This window comes from Roseibium aggregatum IAM 12614 (assembly GCF_000168975.1).
In the GTDB taxonomy this organism is placed as follows: Bacteria; Pseudomonadota; Alphaproteobacteria; order Rhizobiales; family Stappiaceae; genus Roseibium; species Roseibium aggregatum.
The window spans coordinates 125,527-145,538 of sequence record NZ_AAUW01000005.1 but is presented as its reverse complement, the minus strand read 5'-3'; the positions used below and the strand labels follow the sequence as shown (position 1 = coordinate 145,538).

Below are 20,012 nucleotides of genomic sequence, written 5' to 3'. Positions count from 1 at the left end.
GCCCCAATTGATGAAGCTTCGGCCTCTCATAACGCCTGCAATCGTGCTGACCACCGCAGGTGGTCTGCTCGCCTGGCTGTTGCTGTCCGACCCGCCGTCCGTACAGAAAGAACAGGTGACGGCAGGCAGTGAGGCTCCTTCTCCCAGCGAAGCGGGCGAACCGGTGAAGACGGGCGAGACCGCCTCGCAAGTTCCCCCGACACAAAGCGAGCCGGTTGTCGTTGCAACCGCACCCCGGCCGGCTGATATTCGCAACGTTTCGCCGGAAGGCGTTTCGGCGCCGAAGGTCAATGGTGATCTGAAACGTATTGAGCCGTCCAAACGCTATCTGGAACTGAAGGACCCGCCAGTCGAACCCATTCCGGACGGACCGCTGGAGTTTATGCGTGTGCAGGTTCTGGATGGTGGACGCATCAAGTCGGACCGGTTGACGGTGACGCTTGCCCATATCGTTCCGCTGAAATCGGACGAAACCTGTGTTTCTCGTCTTGGCGGCACCTGGCCCTGCGGCGCAAGGGCACGCACCTTCCTGAGAGGACTGGTGCGGCAGTTGAAGGTGGTCTGCGACAAGATCGAGGACACCGGACCCCAACAGATCCTGGCCACCTGCAGCCGCGGATCCATGGACCTCAGCAGACGGCTTGTCCGCTACGGCTGGGCGGATCCCGCACCGGATGCACCTGAAGACCTGTTTGAACTTGCCGAAAAGGCCAAGGAACGAAAGGTCGGAAAGTGGCAATCGGAATGGCTGAACGAGTTGCCGACGACCGAACTGGAAACCGAAATACCGTCCGCATTGCCGGGGCTGGAGGAACTTGCGCCGGAAACTGTCGAATGGAGCCTCAGGACCGAACCGGATCAGCCGGATGATGGGCAACTGACCGTCGATGACTACCCGCAAACAGACCCGGCGGTGCGCTAACGCCAGACAGGCAGAGAATTGTCTTGAAGCAATGCAGAGGACAAGCGCTCACTTCGGGTGGACAGGCTTCCGGCAGGGATCGTTTACGAACCATGGCAAGCCTGTTTCATGTTTAACCGGATTGGTATTAGGCTCACAGGTTCGGAGAACCCGGATCTGGAGTTATCATGACCGGAGACATCAAGGTCGGCATTATCGGTGGAACCGGCCAACTCGGCAGCGCCATCGCGACCGGCTGGCTGGAAAGCGGCGTTGTCAAACCTGACCGGCTATGGATATCCAATCGCTCCGGAACTGCAGCCGGGTTTGACGCCTGGCCGGAGATCACCTTTACCGCCAACAATCAGCTTTTGGCCGATGCCTGTGACGTCATCCTTCTGTCCGTCCCGCCGGCGCTTGTCGACACGGTCCGGCTTTCGGCTCCCGGGAAACTGATCCTCTCGGTCATGGCGGGTGTGTCGCGCGACCGGCTCAAGGCCCTCACCGGCTCGGACAACGTCGTTCGTGCCATGTCGAGCCCGGCAGCCGGCAAGCGGCTGGCGTATTCGCCCTGGTGCGCTGCATCCTCGCTCACGCATGAGGACAGGAACATAGTCCAGATGCTCTTGTCGGCCTGCGGTCAAAGTGACGAAGTCCAGGACGAACGGCAGATCGAGGTCTTTACCGCCATTACCGGACCAGTCCCCGGCTTTGCCGCTTTCTTCGCCGACTGTATCGTTGATTATGCTTGCAAGAATGGCGTCGAAAGACCCATTGCCGAACGCGCCGCAAAACAGTTGATCCTGTCGGCAGGACAAATCATGGCGGGAGACGCAAGATCTCCGGCAGAACATGTTCAGGAAATGGTCGACTACGCAGGAACGACAGCCGCCGGCCTCATCAAGCTGAAGGAACTGGGTGTTTCAGACTTGATCAGCCAGGGGCTGGAAGCTGCTACCGAGCGCGTCAGAACCATTGCCGGCCCGAACTGAACCCGCGCGCCACTCCCCTGAGGACAGGCCTTAAAAAAAAGAAAAGCGGCGCAATTGCACCGCTTTTCCTGTTGTCTTTCGATCAGGCTGTCAGTTCGCCTGCCAGCGCCTTGCGGATCATCTCACGCGTTTCGGCAATGCCGTAAAGAGCGACGAAGGATCCGAAGCGAGGGCCTTTTTCCTGTCCCAGCAGCAGCTGATAGAGCGCGGAGAACCAGGCGACGGACACGCCGGGACCACCATCCGGGCCCTTCTTGGACGGGTCCTGATAACGCTCGATGGACCGGGCAACGTCCAGAACCGCGTCCTGGATAGCCGCGCCATCCGCATCGGCCGGCAGGGCCGCCAGGGTTTCGTCCAGCTTTTCCAGCGCAGTGCGCTCGACATCGTCCGGCACCTTGAACGACTTGGCCGGTTTGACGAAATCGTCGAAGTAGCGGATTGCATAGCCGACGAGCGCATCCAGTTCCGGATGGGTCGATGCCGTGACACCCGGTGCGTAGCGGGAGATGAACGCCCACAACACGTCCTTGTTTTCCGCGTTGGAGGCGGACACGAGGTTCAGCAGCATTGCGAAGGGCACCGGCATGTCGATCTTCGGGATATTGCCCGAATGGATGTGCCAGGCCGGGTTCTGCAGCTTCTGCTCCACCGGCATCTGCTCGTATTTCTGAACGAAGGTGTAATATTCGTCCACCGCCTTCGGAATGACGTCGAAATAGAGCTTCTTGGCCGTCTTCGGCTTCTGGAAATTGTAGAGCGCGAGGCTTTCCGGCGCGGCATAGGTCAGCCATTCGTCGATGGTCAGACCGTTGCCCTTGGACTTGGAAATCTTCTCGCCTTTTTCGTCCAGGAACAGCTCATAGACGAAATGCTCCGGTGCGGTGCCGCCCAGGATGTTGCAGATCTTGTCGTAGATCGGCGCATTGGTCATGTGATCCTTGCCGAACATCTCGAAATCGACATCCAGCGCGGCCCAGCGCATGCCGAAGTCGGGCTTCCACTGCAACTTCACCTTGCCACCGGTGACCGGCACCGTGATCTCTTCTCCCGTCTCGTCCGCGAAGGTGATGGTTCCGTCCTTCGGATTGACGTCCTTCATCGGCACATAGAGCACACGGCCCGACGTCGGCGAGATCGGCAGAACGGCGATAGTCGCCTGGCGTTCCGCGCCAAGGGTGGCAGCATCACGTCCATGATCTTCTGGTACTTCTCGGTCGCCCGGGATCAGTACGTCGTCAAACTTGCCCGCCTTGTAGTATTCGGTCGCGCTGGCGAATTCGTAATCGAAGCCGAAGGTGTCCAGGAACCGGCGCAGCATGGCATTGTTGTGGGCCGCAAAGCTGTCAAAATCGCCGCCGAACGGGTTCGGCACCGCTGTCAGCGGCATCTGCAGATAAGGTTCGAGCGCTGCACGATCCGGCACGTTTTCCGGGATCTTGCGCATGCCGTCCATATCGTCGGAGAAGCACAGCAGCCGGGTCGGGATCTTGTCTTCGGTCAGCAGTCGGAAGGCGGTGCGCACCATGGTGGTCCGCAGGACTTCGCCAAAGGTGCCGATATGCGGCAGCCCGGACGGGCCGTAGCCCGTCTCGAACAGAACCGGCTTGTCCGATCCCTTTTTCTCGATCCGTTTGACCAGTTTTCGCGCTTCTTCGAACGGCCACGCTTTCGATTTCGTGGCCGCCTCGACAAACTCTTGCGAAAGGTCAAGCGGAGGCAGGGATTGTTCGGTCATTTTTCAAGTCGTTCTGTTCATGAGAATGGATGGAATGCAGCCGGCCGGATTTTGGAGTTTTCGGCCGGTTGCTGCGGCGCGACACTAGATCAACACGCCTCCATGTGCAATCGCATGAGCACAGCTAAGTTGAGCGGAACCGGGGCCTTTGAGCACTCTTTTCACCCCCGGCCAATTCGCGGTTCGAAAAGCTGGCAGCAGCGGTCACCAGATTGTCTCGCAGCGGTGACTTGAAGCTTGTCTCTCAACCCGTTACATCGGGCGCACGATCAAAAAGAAATTTTCCGTCTTTTGGCGCTACGGGAGAATGACCAGTGTCCATGAATGAGCCGATCAGCGTACAGGAAGCCCTCATTTACGTGATGGTTATCGTCTCGGCGTCTGACAACCAGATGACCGACAACGAACTGGCCACCATCGGCGACATGATCAAGATGCTGCCCGTCTTCAATGGCTATGACGGCAACCGGATCATCCCGGCCGCCCAGCGCTGCGGCGATATCCTGCAGGAAGACAACGGCCTGCAACTGGTGTTGGAGCTGGTTGGCGATGTGATCCCGGCAAAGCTTTACGACACGGCCTATGCCCTGGCGGTTGAAGTGGCGGCTGCCGATCTCCACGTCGAGAAGGAAGAATTGCGCATCCTCCAGCTTCTGCGTGACCGCTTCAAACTCGACAAGCTGACCGTTGCCGCAATCGAACGCGGCGCGATTGCCCGTCACCGGACCATCTGATCCTCTGGGAGCAGCTGTTTGAAATCAATGAAGGCCCTCGCCTGGGCCAGTGCGGTGCTGCTTGCCGTCCTGGCCGGTGTTTTCCTGATTTTCCAGGGCCTTCAGGATTTCGATCTTTCTGAATACGAAAGCCGGCCGATTGTCTTTTCCTTCGACGGATATTCCGTCACCGGTACCCTGCATCTGCCTCAGGCCAAATCCCCACAGCCGGAGAATCCAGCCCTAGTGCTGCTCGTTCACGGCGACGGACCAGCCGACCGCTACTCGGGTGGTGGCTACTTGCCCCTGATCAGCAGCTTGCTGGACAGCGGCATGGCCGTCTTTTCCTGGGACAAGCCGGGCGTTGGCGAAAGCGACGGCAACTGGCTGTCCTTTGCAATGGAAGACAGGGCGCGACTTGCAGCAACAGCCCTTGCTACAGCAAGAGAGCAGCCGGAGTTGCAAGCGTCTCCCACCGGGGTCCTTGGTTTCTCCCAGGCTGGCTGGGTTCTGCCAATTCTGGCGGAAGATCCCGCACAGGGCGATTTCTTCGTAATTGTCGGTGGTGCGGTCAACTGGCTGCACCAATCGGGCTATTATACCCGCCGCAGGCTGGAGCTTGCCGGCGCCAGCAGCACGACAATCGACAAGGCCCTCGCGCAGACCGCGAAGGACGAAGAAAGGTTTCTCGACAGGGATTTTTCCTATCAGGACTATCTCGACAGCGGCATGGACAAGGTTCCGATGCCAGAGGACCGCTTCACCTTCGCGAGCCGGAATGCAGCGGCCGACTCGACAACAGCCCTTGCCCGCATTTCCGCACCGGTCCTGACCATGCACGGCGCTGACGATCTCAACGTCGATCCCGGTTTCAATTCCGGCGTTTATCGAAAGAGCCTGAAGGATCGCAACCCGGCCAACCGTTTCGTGATCCTTCCGGGCGCAACGCATGCGCTGTTGAGGGCAGAAGCGTTCAACTATCAGCTTGAAGGGCAAATGCCTGATTGGTCAAAGGCCTTGTTCACGGTTCTGGGGCGCCGCGCCTACGCACCTGGCGCGCTGGACACCATAACCACCTGGATCAGCGCACAGGCGGTGCCTGCACGAGACCGACCAACTTCTTCCGATCGTTCAAATTGAAGCCTTTTTGTTTTCGGTCCTTCAATCCGCCGCACCTTATCACCGGTGCGGGGACAGCGCGCTTGTGGGCTGCCGGGGCCTAAAGGTCCTTCAGTGCGGAGACGGGGACATGAGCAATCAGGCAATCGGAGAGCGGACGAGCGTGCGCTATCCGCTGAGGCGGCGGCGCCAGCGTCTTCGGTCCCAACGGCCCGCGCCCTATGCTGTCCGCTACGTCCAGGTGCGCACCGCACCGAAGCAGGCCAACTGGGGCACGCGGATGATGATCGCCTTTGCGGGTTTTGTCTGCGGCCTTGCAGCGGACGCGCTGGTGATGTTCGCCGAAGACCACTTTCATCTGGCCAAGAACCGTGACCCGGACCTTTTTGCCTTGGTGCTCGGCACCGGCTTTGCCGGGCACATCATCTATCTCGTTTTCGGAATTCTTGCAGTCGCGCTGCTGACGGCCTTCAACCGCCGCAAGTGGATCTTGTGGCTGCTGCTTGGTTTCGCCGGCGGCCTTGCCAGTATCTGACCGGCACAGGCCTCAATTGAGGCTGTGGATCGCGTCCGGAAGGTCGAGCGAGAACGCCGGAATGACGACATCGAACACGGAGCCGTCCGGGCGTTCCATGGAATAGGATCCGGCCATTATGCCGCTGTCGGTCGAAAGCGGGCAGTGAGACGAATATTCGTAGGTCTCTCCGGGCTCGATCACCGGCTGTTCGCCGACGACACCCTCACCGCTGACTTCTTCCTGGCGCCCCAGAGCGTCGGTGATCTGCCAGTACCGCGTCTTCAATTGCACCGGCTCGCTGCCACCGTTGTGGATCTCCACCATATACGCCCAGATATACTCGCTCTCTTCCGGACGTGATTCATCGTCCAGATAAAACGGCTCGACGGAGACTTCGATCCCTTGGGTGATGGCGGTGTAACTGCCAGACACGACTTTTCCTTAATTTCAGACCTGCGAACCTTGAAATAGACCGGTTCGAAGTGAGTTCCACGGGAGGCACCCGCTCATTCAGGACGCGCTTATAGGGCGAATGACGCAAGCGTGAAAGAGGGTTGTGACATCTGAGGCTGGAATTGCTTGAGATTTAAGGCTGGATTTTGCAAGAACACGATCTGTCTGTCCAAACACAGTGACCTTTTCATGTTCGATGCCCGCCTGCGCCTGCTGATCGACCCGCCACTGAACCGGCTGGGCCAGTCCCTTGCCGGCACGGGTCTGAAAGCCAATAGCGTGACCCTGGCAGGTTTCGTCATTGGTATGGCGGCAGCCATTGCCATCGCGACGGGGCATGCTCTGATCGGTTTTTTCCTGATCGCGCTCAACCGCTTTGCCGACGGCCTCGATGGCGCTGTCGCCAGAGCGACCACCAAAACGGACCTAGGCGGCTATCTCGACATCACGCTGGATTTCTTCTTCTACAGCGCCATCCCCCTGGCCTTTGCCCTGCAGGACCCCGCCAGCAATGCACTGGCGGCTGCAGCTCTTCTCGCCAGCTTCTATGCCAACGGCTCAGCCTTTCTGGCCTTTGCCATCATGGCGGAGAAGAACAAGCTGACCAGCGACGCCCAGGGCGCCAAATCGCTCTATTACATCGGCGGCCTTGCCGAGGGCACGGAGACCATCGCGCTGTTTCTGCTGATGGCCCTGGTCCCTGACTGGTTTCCGTTGCTTGCCTACGGCTTTGCCGCGATATGCTTTGTGTCGGCGGGCGCCCGGGTGCTCATTGGCGTCCGGGCGCTGCGGCAGACAGGCCGTTAGATCGCCTGGAGCGCCTTTTCGATATCTTCCAGCAGATCCTGCGGATCTTCCAGACCGATCGATAACCGCAGGATACCGTCGGTTATACCGAGTTCCGCGCGGGCTTCCTCGCCGATCGACTGGTGCGTGGTCGTTGCCGGATGGGTGATCAGGCTCTTGGCGTCGCCCAGGTTGTTGGAGATCTTGATGATTTCCAGCGCATTGGTGAAGCGGAACGCCGCTTCCTTGCCACCTGCGATTTCCAGCGCCAGCATCGTGGACCCACCGCGCATCTGGCGCTTGGCGACATCGGCCTGCGGATGATCGTCCCGGCCCGGATAGATCAGCCGGGAAACCTTGGATTGACTTGCCAGATAGTCGGCAATCCTGCTTGCCGTTTCCGTCTGGCGCGCAACGCGCAGCGGCAGTGTTTCCAGGCCTTTCAGCAGCACCCAGGCACTGAAGGGGCTCATGTGCGGACCGGTATGCTTAATGAAGGGCATGACCTCGTCGTTGATCCACTCTTCATCCGACAGGATCACGCCGCCAAGGCAGCGGCCCTGACCGTCGATGTGCTTGGTGGCCGAATAGACGACCACATCTGCACCGAGTTGAAGCGGCGATTGGTAAAGCGGAGTTGCAAAAACGTTGTCGACGATCAGCCGGGCTCCGGCTTCCTTCGCGATCTGCGCCACGGCCTCGATGTCGATCACTTCCAGCGTCGGATTGGTCGGGCTTTCCAGGAACAGGGCCTTGGTGTTCGGTCTGACCGCCGCCTTCCACTGCTCGATGTCGGTTCCGTCGACCAGCGTGCTTTCTACGCCAAAGCGCGGCAGCAGTGTTTCGCAGATATATCGGCAGGAGCCGAACAGCGCCTTGGCGGCAATCACATGGTCACCGGCCTTGACCGACGCCATCAGCGCCAGATTGACAGCCGCCATGCCGCTGGCGGTTGCCCGGGCGGCTTCGGCCCCTTCCAGGGCCTTGATGCGGTCCTCGAACATGGTAACGGTGGGGTTGGCATAGCGGGAATAGACATAGCCCGGATCCTCGCCATTGAACCTGGCCTCGGCAGCTTCGGCACCGCTGTAGGTGAAGCCCTGGGTCAGGTAGATGGTCTCAGAGGTCTCACCAAACGGTGACCGCATGGTGCCGCCGTGAACCAGAGTGGTTGCAGGGCGCCAGTTCTTGTTTCCGGTCTTGGTGGTCTCAGTCATGTCTTTCATTCGCTCCAAACGCAAAAAACCCCAGCCTCAAGACCGGGGTTCTCACCTCCGGCCTTTTTAGCAACTTGTTTAACGTGGCTGCAAGCCGGCCGGCCCAAATCACCACGAAGTGCGCCTGTCCTACGGGAAAAGCGGACACAGGTCAATTGTCTTGCGTCCTTTGCGCCCAAAAGTCCGCTTCTGCCAGAATGCCTGTTGGCGCGGGCGGCCCGATCCTTTAATGACCATAGACCAGCAAAACGCGGAATATCTTCATGAACGTCACAGCGGGACAGGCCTTGAACGGAAGCGCAATTCTCACAGCAAACGGCATTCTGCCGGAACGGGTAATCCAGGCCATGTTCGCCGCCGGGGAGATTTCAGCGGACGCACCGCCTGTCACCGGACAGATCCAGCCTGCCAGCCTGGACCTGCGCCTTGGCCAGCAGGCCTACCGGGTGCGTGCCAGTTTCCTGCCGGGGCCGGAAATCCAGGTGGCGGCTCGCCTTGAGCAGATGAAACTGCACACCGTCGACCTGAGCGAAGGTGCGGTCCTGGAAACCGGCTGCGTCTACATCGTGCCGCTGCAGGAAAGCCTCGCCCTGGCTCCCGATATTTCCGCGACCGCCAACCCGAAAAGTTCCACCGGGCGCCTCGACGTCTTCACCCGCGTCATCACCGACAACGGGTTGGCCTTCGACACCATTCCGGCCGGTTACACCGGTCCGCTCTATGCGGAAATCTCGCCGCTGACCTTTCCGATCCTCGTGCGCTCAGGCTCCCGCCTCAGCCAGATCCGCTTTCGGCGCGGCCAGTCGCTCATTCCCGATGCCGATCTGGAAGAGGTCCACAAGGCCCACACACTGATGAGCGGCGGCAACGAGCGCATCGGCAATGGTGTGCAGCTCTCCATCGATCTGGAAGGCACCGGCCCCAACAGTCTGATCGGGTACCGCGCCAAACATCACTCGGGACTGATCGATGTGGATGTCGTCGGCGCGCAGGATGTGCTGGATTTCTGGGAGCCGATCTATCGCCGCCAGCGGGCGGAACTGATCCTCGATCCGGACGCCTTCTATATTCTGGTCAGCCAGGAAGCGGTGCATGTGCCGCCGGATTATGCCGCCGAAATGGTGCCGTTCGATCCGCTTGTCGGCGAATTCCGCGTCCATTATGCCGGCTTCTTCGACCCGGGCTTTGGCCATGCGGGTGCCGGTGGTGTCGGCTCGCGCGCGGTCCTGGAAGTCCGATCGCACGATGTGCCCTTCATTGTGGAACACGGCCAGACCATCGGCCGCCTCGTCTATGAACACATGGCGGAGCGTCCGGCGACGCTCTACGGCGAAGGTATCGGCTCCAACTACCAGGGCCAGGCGCTCAAGCTGTCCAAACACTTCAAGGCAACCGCCTGATCGCCGATGCCCCTGAAAACCGTCACGCGTGAGTTCGAAGGCTTTCTGGAGGACCGGAAGTCCCGTTTCCTGGCACATCTCGTGCCGGTGGAGCAGTTCGACCAGCGGCTGGAAGAACTGCGCAAGGAACACAAGAAGGCCAACCACATCGTCACGGCGCATCGCCGGCTGTTGGAAGACGACCGGATTGAGGAAAGCGGCAAGGACGATGGCGAACCGGCCGGCACCTCCGGCATGCCGACGCTTCGCGTACTGCAAGGGTCGGACCTGATCAACGTCGCCGTTCTGATTGTCCGTTATTTCGGTGGTACCAAACTCGGCGGCGGCGGCCTCGCCCGAGCCTATTCCGGCGCTGCCCAGGATGCGATCAACAATGCCGACCTGGTGCCGTTTCAGAAGATCCTTTCAAAAACAGTCCGCGCCGATTTTGCGACCGGATCGGAACTGGAACGGCGGATCGAGACCCTCGGCCTGACGGTGATGACCCGTGACTATACCGAAGACGGTGTGACGCTGACGGTCGAAGGACCGGAAGAGGTTCTGGCAGAGCTGTAAGTTCTCCAAGTCGGGAAGTTCTTTCCAACTTTTCCGAATGAGGCTGATAGCCCCCCCCCTCAAATAGCCGACAGTCGCTTACGTCATCCCATGGCAAGACCATGGGATCCATGCCTTTTCCTCACCAAACAGCCTTGTGCCGTTCGACCGAAGTCACGGCTTGGATTGCCGGATCAAGTCCGGCAATGACGAACGGATGGTTGGATATCCCGGGCCGACGTCGCATCAGCGGGAGTTGAGTGCCGGATCTGTTTGACAAAGCAATTGCACTACTCGCCAAGCATCCGACCGACTACGACTCTCCTCACCCATGCGGGATGCACGCCCCCTCCTGCCCGTGAGCGCAAGCATCAGGGGGCAACCGCGCAGAGTATTCGCAAAGCGTTTAGATCGGTACCCCACAGTCAAGCTGGAGAGCAAAACCGCGCCGACAGGTCACCCGAATGATCACCAGCATCGAGCGTCGCACGTCTTATGTCCGCGCCTTGCCAACCTCAGCCTGAAGCTGTTTGACCTCATTGCGGAGCGCTCTGACCTCTTCGAGGATCAGACCTGTGTCGACATGGATGGCTTGCCGGTTGGCGTCGGCTTCGGCCTCGTGCTCCTCCTGCATGGCGGAGACGATGATACCGATGAAAAGGTTCAGCACCGTGAAGGCCGTGCACAGGATGAAGGGAACGAAGAACAGCCAGGAATAAGGGTAGACGTCCATCACCGGACGCACGATGCCCATGGACCAGCTTTCCAGCGTCATGACCTGGAACAGCGTGTAGAGCGAGGCTCCTAGCGTGCCGAACCATTCGGGAAACGCTTCCCCGTAAAGCTTGGTAGCCATGACGGCGAAGACATAGAAAACCAGCGCCATCAGCACCACGATCGAGCCCATGCCCGGCAAGGCGGCCACCAGTCCGCCGATAACACGGCGCAGGGACGGCACGACGGAAATGAGGCGCAAGGCTCTGAGGATCCGCAGCGACCGCAGCACCGAGAGGTTGCCGGTCGCCGGCATCAGCGAGATCGCCACGATGCTGAAGTCGAACAGGCTCCAGGGATCCTTGAAGAATTTCAGGCCATGGGCATAGAGGCGCAACATCAGCTCGATGACGAAAATGCCCAGTATGACCTGATCGACGAGCCTCAGAAACCCGCCGACCTCCGCCATGACGGCAGGGCTCGTTTCCAGACCCAGCGTGACCGCATTCAGAACGATGACGCCGATGATACAGGCTTCCCAGTTGCGTGAAGTGACCAGCGCCCTGACCTGATTTCGCATTGATGTGCCCCGATTTGATGGCTTTTCGTGCGTGCCGCAATGCACGGGCCGGAACATGGCGATTTCAGTGCCGCAGTGCAAGATCGCAGCGCTTTGGAAAAGCATCTCCCGTTCCAAGAAGCCTGCTTGACAGGTGGGGCAAGTCGGCGCAGAAAGCTCATCAGGTTCGGCGGGTGTAGCTCAATGGTAGAGCAGAAGCTTCCCAAGCTTAAGACGGGGGTTCGATTCCCCTCACCCGCTCCATAGACCTGCCTGTCCGACCCGGAGACATAGGTAACAGTTTGTACCGGAGACATGGGTTACAACCTCGTGCCGAACGGGTTGTCGATTGTCTGTAGTGTTCTCTGCTCCAGGTCGATGTATCCCAGATCATAGCTCATGAAGCTGATCAGCCAAATTCCCTCGTCGACCTCCTTGATACCGAGCTTTTGACCGGCAAGCACGGTGGAGACATTGATCTTCTTTCGATACATGCAGATCCGCCCGCAGGCAGTCACAAGCGCATCCCGGTCGTGGAAGGGATAGTCCAGCTCCGGCAAGCCCCGGTAAGGTCTGGGTGAAGGTTTGTAGACTTCATCGGGTATCTGCATGGTGAGCGCCTCGTGCGGGCGTTCCTCGTTGAACTCCTTGAGAAAAGCATCGAACTTCGCCTGCTGCTGGAGGCTGTTCATGCCCGGTGGGCGGGTCGCCTCCTTCTTGAGCGTCAGATGCATGCGTTCATGTCGACCGTTCTGCTGGGGATGTCCGGGCTTGATGCGTTCGATGCCGATGCCCAGGCGTAGCCACCACACCGACAGCTTCGACAGATTGTAGAGCCCGTTAGGTGAGGCAAATGGCAGTCCGTTGTCGGTGCGGATCGCCCCTGGCAGGCCGCGTTCCTTGAACAGGCGCACGAAGGCCTCAATGACCGGCCTTTCCTTCGTGCTGTCAAAGGCTTCGCACATCAACAGATAGCGCGAGGCATGGTCACTGACCGTCAAGGGGTAACAGTATTGCCGGTTGCCCAGTTTGAACTCACCCTTGAAATCGGTACACCACAGATCGTTGGGACGAACGCCTGCCGACAGTGCCGTGCCTTCGGCCTTGTAGGCGCGCTGCCGCTTGCGGGCGCGCTTGACAAGGCCGTGGCGATCAAGCACCGCATGCACCGTGCTTTGGGCCGGGATCCGCACATCGCCGGCGAGCTTCCTGACCAGGATCTCCCGGATCTTGCGCGCACCCCAGTGCGGTTTGTCCTTCTTCGTGGAAACAATCAGCCGCTCAACCTGGTCCGGCAGCTGGTTGGCATAGCGCACCGGACGGCGGGACCGGTCGCAAAGTGCTTCCAGGCCGTCCTGCCGGTAGCGATCCCAGATCTTGTAGCCGGTCTTGCGCGAGATGCCGAACTCACGGCACACCGCACTCATGCCTTCCCCATCCAGAAGACGGGCGATGAAGCGAAGACGTTCCTCCATGACGGACACCTCTTTCCACGGCATCGACACCTCCCGCAAAAACGAAAAGTGTTACCTATGTGTCCGGAACGGTCTGTAACCTATGTCTCAGGTCGGGCAGCCCTCCCCCAAAATTTGCAGCCACCCATCGTCAGCGCAGTGTTTCATTGGTCTGATGCGATTTCCGGACATCCGCGCGGCTGAGGCCAACATCCTTCAGCAGAAAGCCGGGCAGATCGGCCAGACGGGCATGTCGCGCCCTCTTCCAAAGAGCGGGCTGACAAGCGCTGCCGGTTCGCGATATCCTGCAGGTGCGATTCCCGGCGCGTATGCCGACCATGACTTGATATGGAACGAGACGTCCGCGTGCCACGTTCACGACCCCTTCTCCAGACTATCGGCCGTCTTGCTGCCGGGCTGTTGGCGCTTGGCGCCGCGACACTCGGTCCCCTGTCGGCCTCCGCCCAGGAGCCATCTGTCCGCGTTCCCAATTTCTGGGATCCCAAAGCCGTCCATGACCGGCCGAGCACCATTCCGGACAAGATCCAGTTTCTGGCAACCGATGGATATCCACCCTTCGTCTTCCGCGACCAGCACGGCCGGCTTACCGGCTTCAATGTCGATCTCGCCCGGGCGCTCTGCCAGGAACTGGGCAGTTCCTGCGCCCTGCGCATCAAGGATTTCGAGGTTCTTCTGCCCGCGCTCGACGAGGAAGAAGGCGACGCGATCATCTCTGGCCTGTCGCGCAGCCTGCCCTCCACGCGCCGTCTCAACTTCACAGAGGATTATCTGAAGCTGCCGGCACGGTTCGTGGTTCGGGCGTATAATGCAGCCGACTTCAACGAACAGGCGCTCACCGGCAAGAGGATCGCCGTCGAGGCCGGGTCCCGTTTCGAAGCCTTTGCCAAGCGCTTCTTTCCCGAGGCAGAGATTGTCAGTCTGGAAACTGCAGAGGCGACCCGGGACGCCGTCAAAGGCGGTTCGGCCGACGCCCTGTTCGGCGATGGCCTGAACCTTTCCTTCTGGCTGCCGAGCGAAGCCGCGGATGACTGCTGTGCCTTTGCTGGAGGCCCGTGGCTGGAGCCGGGCTATTTTGATGAAGGCATGGCCATTGCCACGCGCCAGGATGACCCGGAACGGGCGGCTGCCCTCACCTACGCCTTGCGCCAACTTCATCAAAAGGGCATCTACCGCGAGCTTTACCTGCGCTATTTCCCGATGAGCTTTTTCTGATCTCTTCCAACGATGACCGGCAGGAACACCATCAGCTCTTGGGTGTCGGTTTCCCCAGGTCTGCCTTCCTGAAGCGGTCCGGATTTTTCAGGAATGGAATCCACAGACTGAAGGCGAAGGAGTGTGCTCGCGGTGTGAGCGCCGCACCGAGCCCGATTTCCATGGTTTCATGCCCCTGCTCCGGATCTTCCACGTAGGTTCCGAACAGACGATCCCAAACGGAAAGATAGAACCCGTAATTGGAATCCGTCTCATGCGGCAGCACCGAATGATGGATGCGGTGCATGTCTGGGGTGACAATCAGAAACCGCAAGGGGCGGTCCAGCCAAAGCGGCAGCCGGACATTGGCGTGACTGAACACCGCAGACCCGTTGAGGACGATCTCGAAGATCAGCACTGCTTCGACCGGACCTCCAAGCGCGATGATGACCAGCCCTTTCCAGAGAAAAGACAGCAGAATTTCAATCGGGTGGAACCTCAGCGCCGTCGTCGCATCGACTTCGCTATCGGCATGGTGCATGCGGTGAATGCGCCAGAAAAGAGGAACCTTGTGCGACACCAGATGCTGGAACCAGACAGCCAGATCGAGCACGATGAAGGTTATCGAACCAGCCAGAAAACCTGACCAGCCCAGCAGCGCAAAAAGGCCCCAGCCCTTTTCCTGCGCCAGCAGCGCCAGGCCGACACCGCCGATTGGAAAGATCAGCCGCACCAGCAGGGCATCGAGCAGGACAATGCCCCAGTTGGTCGGCCAGCGCTTGAAACGGCTGCTTTTCAGGCGCCGCCGCGGCAAACCTGCCTCCAGCAGCGCCATTATCAGGAAGATGCCGGCGAAACAGGCCATGCGAAGCTGGTTGATGTCGATCTGGTCAAACATGGGGTCTTTTGAAACGTCCTGACTAATGCAGCTTGCCACAGTCCCGATGGCACGATAGGGCGGTACAACAATACTCCTGATATCATTTCTTGCCGCTGCGACAGATCACATCATCATGACCGACTTTCTCTGGACCTGCCCCGAAACGCCCGCCGTGGCAACCCTGCTGCTGGCCCATGGGGCCGGTGCGGCCATGGACTCGGCCTTCATGAACAAGCTGTCGGCGGCTCTCGCACGCGAGGGCATTGCAGCGGCACGCTTCGAATTTGCCTATATGGCAGGCCGCCGGACCGGAGGCCCGAAAAAACCGCCACCACGGGCCGACAAGCTGATTGCCGAGTTCCAGACGGCCTTGCAATCTGTTCTCAGCCAGAGCGACGGCCCGCTGCTGATCGGCGGCAAATCGATGGGCGGCAGGGTCGCCGCGATGCTGGCAGGCGGCGGCTCGCTGCCCGGGCGCGTCAAGGGCGTTGCCTGCTTCGGCTACCCCTTCCACCCCACCGGCAAGGCTGATGCCGAGTGGCGGCTCCAGCCACTGCAGGACGCCAAACGGCCGGTTCTGGTGCTGCAGGGCGATCGGGATCCTTTCGGCTCGAAGGCGGAACTCGACGAAGTCACCCTGCCCGCTCATGTCAGCCTGTCTTATCTCGAAGACGGCAACCACGACTTCGGCCCGCGCGGCAAGTCACCGGCAACGCTAGACGGCAACATCACTCTGGCCGCAGAAGCCGTCAGGGCATTTGTGGACGGGTTGGCGAGTTAAGGCCTGCCACACCTCTGGCCTTCCCAACCGGACAAGTGCAGTGCAAGTCCACGTGGCCTGCCCGCAAGGCCGCTAGCCGAAGCCGGTGTGTTGCTTTTGCCCTCTCCGGGAATGAGTGGGTTCCTGGTCTCCCTACGGTTGCTCCGGGGGTGCCCCCGGTAGCGATCTGAGACTTCTGTCAACACACGAGCGGTGACGTTTTGAGCAAGCAGCCCATCCTTCGAGACAGCGCTAAAGCGCTTCCTCAGGATGAGGATGATGGAGGTGGGACGGCTCAAGTTTTATGGCTGATCGGGATGCTGGGACGTCTCTTCCAACGGACATGAGCATCTTTAGCCGCAAGTTTGCTGTGTCTCATCAAAGATACGCTCGCCCCACCCCTGGGTGTCACACCGGACAAGCGCAGCGCAGATCCGGTGCCTACTCGCATCACTGCTTGCTGAAACCAGTGCGCTTCCTTCACCGGCTCTCTGGAAAGGAATGGGTCCTGCGTCGCCTAGCGGTCGCCCGGGCGATGCCGGTAGCGGTCAGAGTCGTCCACTCAAACAGGAGTGGTGACCTTTTGCGCAAGCGGTCCATCCTGCTAGACAGCGCTAAAGCGCTTCCTCGGGATGAACTCGGCACGCCCGCCACCTCTCAGTCCACCGGAAAACTGAGAGCGTGGGTTCAGTCACCCAAATTCATCGTTCAAGGATGAGGGGCTTAGGCCGCAGGGAACAAAAAACCCGGACCGTTTCCGATCCGGGCTTTTTCAATTGCTCTTCCCTCCGGCTTACTGACCGGGCCTGCCGTCGAATTCGTAGCGGGTGCTGCAGAATTCGCAGGTGACTATGATCTTGCCGTCGACTGTCATGTGGTCGACGTCGTCCTGGCTGAACCCTGCGAGAACATTCTCGATCTTCTCGCGCGAGCAGCTACACTTGTCGGCCAGCGGCTGCGGTTCAAAGAGGCGGACGCCGCGTTCGTGGAACAGGCGGAAAAGCAGCATTTCCACGCTGACTTCCGGGTCGGTCAGCTCGACATCCTTGACCGTTTCGACCAGAACCTTGGCTTCCGCCCAGGCATCGTCCTCGTCGATCTCGTGCGGGCGCGTACCTTCGGGGGCATCGCCCGGATCGATGTCGGCCTGACGCATGCGTTCCGGTGCCTGGGGCAGGAACTGGATCAGGATACCTCCGGCGGTCCAGGTTTTCGCATGGCCTTCGCCTTCCTGGCGGGTGAACAGTTCACCGACACCAAGACGCACTTCCGTCGGGATCTGCTCTGACCGTTCGAAGTAGCGCCGTGCCACTTCCTCCAGAGACACGCCATCCAGCTCCACCAGTCCCTGGTAGCGCTGCATGTGCGGACCCTGGTCGATGGTCATCGCCAGGTGTCCATGGCCCAGAAGGGCCTCCTGCGTCGCCTTGCCGTCGGCTATCAGGGCCTCGACTTCCGCGGCATCGAAGGTCGCGCAGGCACGGATCGCGTCGGGTGTCTTGAAGTCGACAACCAGCATCGACACCGGCCCCTTCGTCTGCGTCTGCAGCGTGAAGCGGCCGTCGAATTTCAGCGACGTGCCCAGCAGGCTGGTCAGAACGATCGCTTCCGCCAGCAGGCGCGAGACCGGCTCCGGATAGGCGTGACGGGCTAGAATTTTTTCCAGGACGGGACCAAGCGCGACCGCACGGCCGCGCACATCGAGCCCTTCCACGGCAAAGGGCCGGACAGCGTCCAGCCCTGCAGGCGTAATGCCCAGTTCATCAAGATTAAGTGCCACTTGGCTTGCCTTATGCTGCGCCGAAGCACCAGGCCAGAATGCCCTTTTGGGCATGGAGCCGGTTTTCGGCTTCGTCAAACACAACGGAGTTGGGACCGTCCATGACGTCCGAGGTGACTTCCTCACCCCGGTGAGCCGGCAGGCAATGCATGAACAGGGCGTCCTGGTTTGCCTCAGCCATCAAACGCTTGTTGACCTGATAGGCGCTGAGGAGGTTGTGACGCGATTCCGCGTCGTCATCCCCCATGGACACCCAGCAGTCGGTCACGACACAGTCGGTCCCCTTGACTGCCTCATATGGGTCCGTCGTGACCTGAATGGAACCACCCTTGGCGCGGGCAGCCTCGATCAGGTCCATCGGCGGCGCCAGTTCGCCCGGCGTCGCGATGCGCAATTCGAAATCGAAGCGCGGTGCGGCGTGGACCCAGGAGGCCAGCACGTTGTTGCTGTCACCGGTCCAGGCAACGCTCTTGCCCTTGATCGAACCGCGATGCTCTTCGAAGGTCAACAGGTCTGCCATGATCTGGCAGGGATGCGAGAGCTTGGTCAGCCCATTGATCACCGGCACCGTTGCATTTTCCGCAAGTTCGCGCAGGTCGTTGTGATCGAGGATGCGGATCATGATCGCGTCGACAAAACGGGACAGAACCCGTGCCGTATCGGCGATTGTCTCGCCGCGGCCGAGCTGCATTTCCGCACCGGTCAGCATCAGGGTCTCGCCGCCAAGTTCGCGCATGCCGACATCGAAGGAAATCCGCGTGCGGGTCGACGGCTGTTCGAAGATCATGGCCAGTATCTTGCCGGCCAGAGGCCCCTGGCCGCGATGCACGCCGTTTCGGCTCGACTTGATCTTGCGGCTGGTGTCCAGGATGGCGCGCAGTTCGTCGCCTTCGAAATCCGTCAGATCCAGAAAATTCCGGTAGGTTCCGTTTGCGGTCATCAGGCCGCTCCTTCCGCCAATTTCGCTTCCACGGCGACAGCAGCCTGTTCCAGGCGCTCGACAGCAATGGAAATTTCTTCTTCGCTCATGGTCAGCGGCGGCATGATGCGCACCACGTTATCGCCGGCAGGTACTGCCAGCAGACCGGCTTCACGGGCCGCAAGCACATAATCTGCCACCGGCACCACGCACTTCAGGCCGAGCATCAGGCCACTGCCGCGTACTTCCGCCAGAACGTCCGGATGGCTGTCCACCAGCCCGGCCAGCTTCTGCTTGAAGCTGAGGCCTTTCTGGCAAACCCCTTCCAGGAACCCGTCTTCCAGCACCACGTCCAGCACGGCATTGCCGACAGCCATGGCCAGAGGGTTGCCGCCAAAGGTGGTGCCGTGGGTTCCAGGCGAAAGGGCCGCTGCGGTTTCCGCAGTTGCCAGGCAGGCGCCCATAGGGAAACCTCCACCGATGCCCTTGGCGATCGCCATCAGGTCCGGCTCCACGCCCGCCCACTGGTAGGCGAACAGCTTGCCGGTCCGTCCGACACCGGTCTGGATCTCGTCGAAGATCAGCAGAATGCCGTTGTCGTCACAGATCTTGCGCAGCGCGCGCAGGAAGTCGGCCGGAATTTCGCGGATCCCGCCCTCACCCTGCACCGGTTCGATGGCAATCGCCGCCGTTTGCGGACCGATGGCGTCTTTCAGCGCATCCAGATCGCCGGCCGGCACCTGGTCGAAACCGGGGGCCTTCGGACCGAAGCCTTCAAGATATTTTGCCTGGCCGCCCGCCGCGATGGTCGCGATGGTCCGGCCGTGGAAGGCGCCTTCGAAGGTGACGATGTGAAACCGTTCGGGATTGCCGTTGTCATAATGATAGCGGCGCGCGCATTTGATGGCAGCTTCCATCGCCTCGGCGCCGGAATTCACGAACAGCACCTTGTCGGCGAAGGTTGCTGCGCACAAACGCTGCGCCAGCCGCTCGCCATCGGGCATCTGATGCAGGTTGGACGTGTGCCACAACTTGGCGGCCTGATCCTGCAACGCCTTGACCAGATGCGGATGGGCATGACCGAGTGCGTTGACCGCGATGCCGGAACCGCAATCGAGGAATCGTCGGCCGTCGGTGGTTACCAGCCAGACACCTTCCCCGTGATCGAAAGACAGGTTCGATCTTGCGTAATTTCCGAATAGTGCAGTCGCGGACATAACCTCGTTTGTCTCCTTTAAACGCCCCTGCTGTCCCTGCGTCGCCCTGACGCCGGGCCGCCATCTGGAAAGAGGGCGAAGGGCCAAAACGCAACGTGCCGCCCCGATGAGGCGGCACGTAGCGGTTTCCTTATACACTGCCGGTAC

At 60.3% G+C, this 20,012-nt stretch carries 19 protein-coding genes, 1 tRNA gene and 1 riboswitch; of the genes, 11 read left to right on the top strand and 9 right to left on the bottom strand.

All coding sequences use genetic code 11. The features are described 5' to 3' along the window. Positions 1–10 precede the first annotated feature (10 nt). Complete coding sequence (locus SIAM614_RS08340; protein WP_006933600.1) at positions 11–922, top strand: thermonuclease family protein; 912 nt, start codon at positions 11–13, stop codon at positions 920–922. 167 nt (positions 923–1,089) lie between these two features. Further along, positions 1,090–1,893: a pyrroline-5-carboxylate reductase family protein gene (locus SIAM614_RS08335; RefSeq protein WP_006933599.1), complete on the top strand. Its 804-nt coding sequence runs from the start codon at positions 1,090–1,092 to the stop codon at positions 1,891–1,893. An 82-nt stretch (positions 1,894–1,975) separates the two neighbouring features. Here SIAM614_RS08335 and SIAM614_RS08330 read toward each other — a convergent pair whose 3' ends face one another. Continuing rightward, a complete protein-coding gene (locus SIAM614_RS08330; protein WP_006933598.1) occupies positions 1,976–3,631 on the bottom strand; it encodes a lysine--tRNA ligase in 1,656 nt (551 codons plus the stop codon). Between the two features lie 320 nt (positions 3,632–3,951). Between SIAM614_RS08330 and SIAM614_RS08325 the strand changes: the two genes are divergently transcribed. From SIAM614_RS08325 to SIAM614_RS08315, 3 genes are all read left to right on the top strand, one after another. Further along, positions 3,952–4,365 carry a tellurite resistance TerB family protein gene (locus tag SIAM614_RS08325; RefSeq protein ID WP_006933597.1) on the top strand — a complete coding sequence of 138 codons (414 nt, stop codon included), beginning with the start codon at positions 3,952–3,954 and terminating at the stop codon, positions 4,363–4,365. A 27-nt stretch (positions 4,366–4,392) separates the two neighbouring features. Then, positions 4,393–5,484 (top strand): alpha/beta hydrolase family protein, encoded by a 1,092-nt coding sequence (locus SIAM614_RS08320; protein ID WP_006933596.1) that lies wholly within the window; start codon positions 4,393–4,395, stop codon positions 5,482–5,484. Positions 5,485–5,593: 109 nt separating this feature from the next. After that, the gene (locus SIAM614_RS08315) at positions 5,594–5,998 is read left to right on the top strand and encodes a hypothetical protein (protein ID WP_006933595.1); all 405 of its coding nucleotides are present in this window, start codon (positions 5,594–5,596) and stop codon (positions 5,996–5,998) included. A gap of 12 nt (positions 5,999–6,010) precedes the next feature. On the opposite strand, the gene apaG is transcribed toward SIAM614_RS08315, so the two are convergent. After that, positions 6,011–6,412 carry a Co2+/Mg2+ efflux protein ApaG gene (apaG, locus tag SIAM614_RS08310; protein ID WP_006933594.1) on the bottom strand — a complete coding sequence of 134 codons (402 nt, stop codon included), beginning with the start codon at positions 6,410–6,412 and terminating at the stop codon, positions 6,011–6,013. Between the two features lie 210 nt (positions 6,413–6,622). Between apaG and SIAM614_RS08305 the strand changes: the two genes are divergently transcribed. Beyond that, positions 6,623–7,240 (top strand): CDP-alcohol phosphatidyltransferase family protein, encoded by a 618-nt coding sequence (locus SIAM614_RS08305; protein WP_006933593.1) that lies wholly within the window; start codon positions 6,623–6,625, stop codon positions 7,238–7,240. Here the strand turns inward: SIAM614_RS08305 and SIAM614_RS08300 are convergent. Further along, a complete protein-coding gene (locus SIAM614_RS08300; RefSeq protein ID WP_006933592.1) occupies positions 7,237–8,445 on the bottom strand; it encodes an O-succinylhomoserine sulfhydrylase in 1,209 nt (402 codons plus the stop codon). The genes SIAM614_RS08305 and SIAM614_RS08300 overlap by 4 nt on opposite strands. Before the next feature lie 36 nt (positions 8,446–8,481). Next, positions 8,482–8,561: riboswitch (SAM riboswitch) on the bottom strand. 138 nt (positions 8,562–8,699) lie between these two features. Here SIAM614_RS08300 and SIAM614_RS08295 point away from each other — a divergent pair. Both SIAM614_RS08295 and SIAM614_RS08290 read left to right on the top strand, forming a co-directional pair. Beyond that, complete coding sequence (locus tag SIAM614_RS08295; protein WP_006933591.1) at positions 8,700–9,836, top strand: 2'-deoxycytidine 5'-triphosphate deaminase; 1,137 nt, start codon at positions 8,700–8,702, stop codon at positions 9,834–9,836. Between the two features lie 6 nt (positions 9,837–9,842). Beyond that, positions 9,843–10,391, top strand: a complete 549-nt coding sequence (locus tag SIAM614_RS08290) for an IMPACT family protein (protein ID WP_006933590.1) — start codon at positions 9,843–9,845, stop codon at positions 10,389–10,391. Between the two features lie 472 nt (positions 10,392–10,863). Here the strand turns inward: SIAM614_RS08290 and SIAM614_RS08285 are convergent, their stop codons facing one another. Continuing rightward, on the bottom strand, positions 10,864–11,664 hold the full coding sequence (locus tag SIAM614_RS08285) for an ion transporter (RefSeq protein WP_040439628.1): 801 nt from the start codon (positions 11,662–11,664) through the stop codon (positions 10,864–10,866). Positions 11,665–11,833: 169 nt separating this feature from the next. Between SIAM614_RS08285 and SIAM614_RS08280 the strand changes: the two genes are divergently transcribed. Then, a tRNA-Gly gene (locus tag SIAM614_RS08280) sits at positions 11,834–11,907 on the top strand. 56 nt (positions 11,908–11,963) lie between these two features. Here SIAM614_RS08280 and SIAM614_RS08275 read toward each other — a convergent pair. After that, positions 11,964–13,142 carry an IS481 family transposase gene (locus SIAM614_RS08275; RefSeq protein WP_006931338.1) on the bottom strand — a complete coding sequence of 393 codons (1,179 nt, stop codon included), beginning with the start codon at positions 13,140–13,142 and terminating at the stop codon, positions 11,964–11,966. 321 nt (positions 13,143–13,463) lie between these two features. On the opposite strand from SIAM614_RS08275, the gene SIAM614_RS08265 reads away from it, so the two are divergent. Beyond that, a complete protein-coding gene (locus tag SIAM614_RS08265; RefSeq protein WP_208983920.1) occupies positions 13,464–14,330 on the top strand; it encodes a transporter substrate-binding domain-containing protein in 867 nt (288 codons plus the stop codon). Between the two features lie 31 nt (positions 14,331–14,361). On the opposite strand, the gene SIAM614_RS08260 is transcribed toward SIAM614_RS08265, so the two are convergent. Continuing rightward, positions 14,362–15,207 (bottom strand): sterol desaturase family protein, encoded by an 846-nt coding sequence (locus SIAM614_RS08260; RefSeq protein WP_006933587.1) that lies wholly within the window; start codon positions 15,205–15,207, stop codon positions 14,362–14,364. Positions 15,208–15,322: 115 nt separating this feature from the next. On the opposite strand from SIAM614_RS08260, the gene SIAM614_RS08255 reads away from it, so the two are divergent. Then, positions 15,323–15,970, top strand: a complete 648-nt coding sequence (locus tag SIAM614_RS08255; protein WP_006933586.1) for an alpha/beta family hydrolase — start codon at positions 15,323–15,325, stop codon at positions 15,968–15,970. 772 nt (positions 15,971–16,742) lie between these two features. Here SIAM614_RS08255 and SIAM614_RS08250 read toward each other — a convergent pair. From SIAM614_RS08250 to SIAM614_RS08240, 3 genes are read right to left on the bottom strand one after another with little or no spacing between them, the layout of a single operon-like run. After that, positions 16,743–17,729: an Hsp33 family molecular chaperone gene (locus SIAM614_RS08250; RefSeq protein WP_006933585.1), complete on the bottom strand. Its 987-nt coding sequence runs from the start codon at positions 17,727–17,729 to the stop codon at positions 16,743–16,745. Positions 17,730–17,739: 10 nt separating this feature from the next. Next, complete coding sequence (gene argF / locus SIAM614_RS08245; protein ID WP_006933584.1) at positions 17,740–18,669, bottom strand: ornithine carbamoyltransferase; 930 nt, start codon at positions 18,667–18,669, stop codon at positions 17,740–17,742. Continuing rightward, the gene (locus SIAM614_RS08240) at positions 18,669–19,865 is read right to left on the bottom strand and encodes an aspartate aminotransferase family protein (protein ID WP_006933583.1); all 1,197 of its coding nucleotides are present in this window, start codon (positions 19,863–19,865) and stop codon (positions 18,669–18,671) included. Before SIAM614_RS08240 ends, argF begins: the two co-directional genes overlap by 1 nt. Positions 19,866–20,012: the final 147 nt, after the last annotated feature.

Excerpts from the sequence above, each read along its gene's own strand:
- SIAM614_RS08340 (WP_006933600.1), top strand. The coding sequence starts at position 11 with ATGAAGCTTCGGCCTCTCATAACGCCTGCAATCGTGCTGACCACCGCA.
- SIAM614_RS08335 (WP_006933599.1), top strand. The coding sequence starts at position 1,090 with ATGACCGGAGACATCAAGGTCGGCATTATCGGTGGAACCGGCCAACTC.
- SIAM614_RS08330 (WP_006933598.1), bottom strand. The coding sequence starts at position 3,631 with ATGACCGAACAATCCCTGCCTCCGCTTGACCTTTCGCAAGAGTTTGTC.
- SIAM614_RS08325 (WP_006933597.1), top strand. The coding sequence starts at position 3,952 with ATGAATGAGCCGATCAGCGTACAGGAAGCCCTCATTTACGTGATGGTT.
- SIAM614_RS08320 (WP_006933596.1), top strand. The coding sequence starts at position 4,393 with ATGAAGGCCCTCGCCTGGGCCAGTGCGGTGCTGCTTGCCGTCCTGGCC.
- SIAM614_RS08315 (WP_006933595.1), top strand. The coding sequence starts at position 5,594 with ATGAGCAATCAGGCAATCGGAGAGCGGACGAGCGTGCGCTATCCGCTG.
- SIAM614_RS08305 (WP_006933593.1), top strand. The coding sequence starts at position 6,623 with ATGTTCGATGCCCGCCTGCGCCTGCTGATCGACCCGCCACTGAACCGG.
- SIAM614_RS08300 (WP_006933592.1), bottom strand. The coding sequence starts at position 8,445 with ATGAAAGACATGACTGAGACCACCAAGACCGGAAACAAGAACTGGCGC.
- SIAM614_RS08295 (WP_006933591.1), top strand. The coding sequence starts at position 8,700 with ATGAACGTCACAGCGGGACAGGCCTTGAACGGAAGCGCAATTCTCACA.
- SIAM614_RS08290 (WP_006933590.1), top strand. The coding sequence starts at position 9,843 with ATGCCCCTGAAAACCGTCACGCGTGAGTTCGAAGGCTTTCTGGAGGAC.
- SIAM614_RS08285 (WP_040439628.1), bottom strand. The coding sequence starts at position 11,664 with ATGCGAAATCAGGTCAGGGCGCTGGTCACTTCACGCAACTGGGAAGCC.
- SIAM614_RS08275 (WP_006931338.1), bottom strand. The coding sequence starts at position 13,142 with ATGCCGTGGAAAGAGGTGTCCGTCATGGAGGAACGTCTTCGCTTCATC.
- SIAM614_RS08260 (WP_006933587.1), bottom strand. The coding sequence starts at position 15,207 with ATGTTTGACCAGATCGACATCAACCAGCTTCGCATGGCCTGTTTCGCC.
- SIAM614_RS08255 (WP_006933586.1), top strand. The coding sequence starts at position 15,323 with ATGACCGACTTTCTCTGGACCTGCCCCGAAACGCCCGCCGTGGCAACC.
- argF (WP_006933584.1), bottom strand. The coding sequence starts at position 18,669 with ATGACCGCAAACGGAACCTACCGGAATTTTCTGGATCTGACGGATTTC.
- SIAM614_RS08240 (WP_006933583.1), bottom strand. The coding sequence starts at position 19,865 with ATGTCCGCGACTGCACTATTCGGAAATTACGCAAGATCGAACCTGTCT.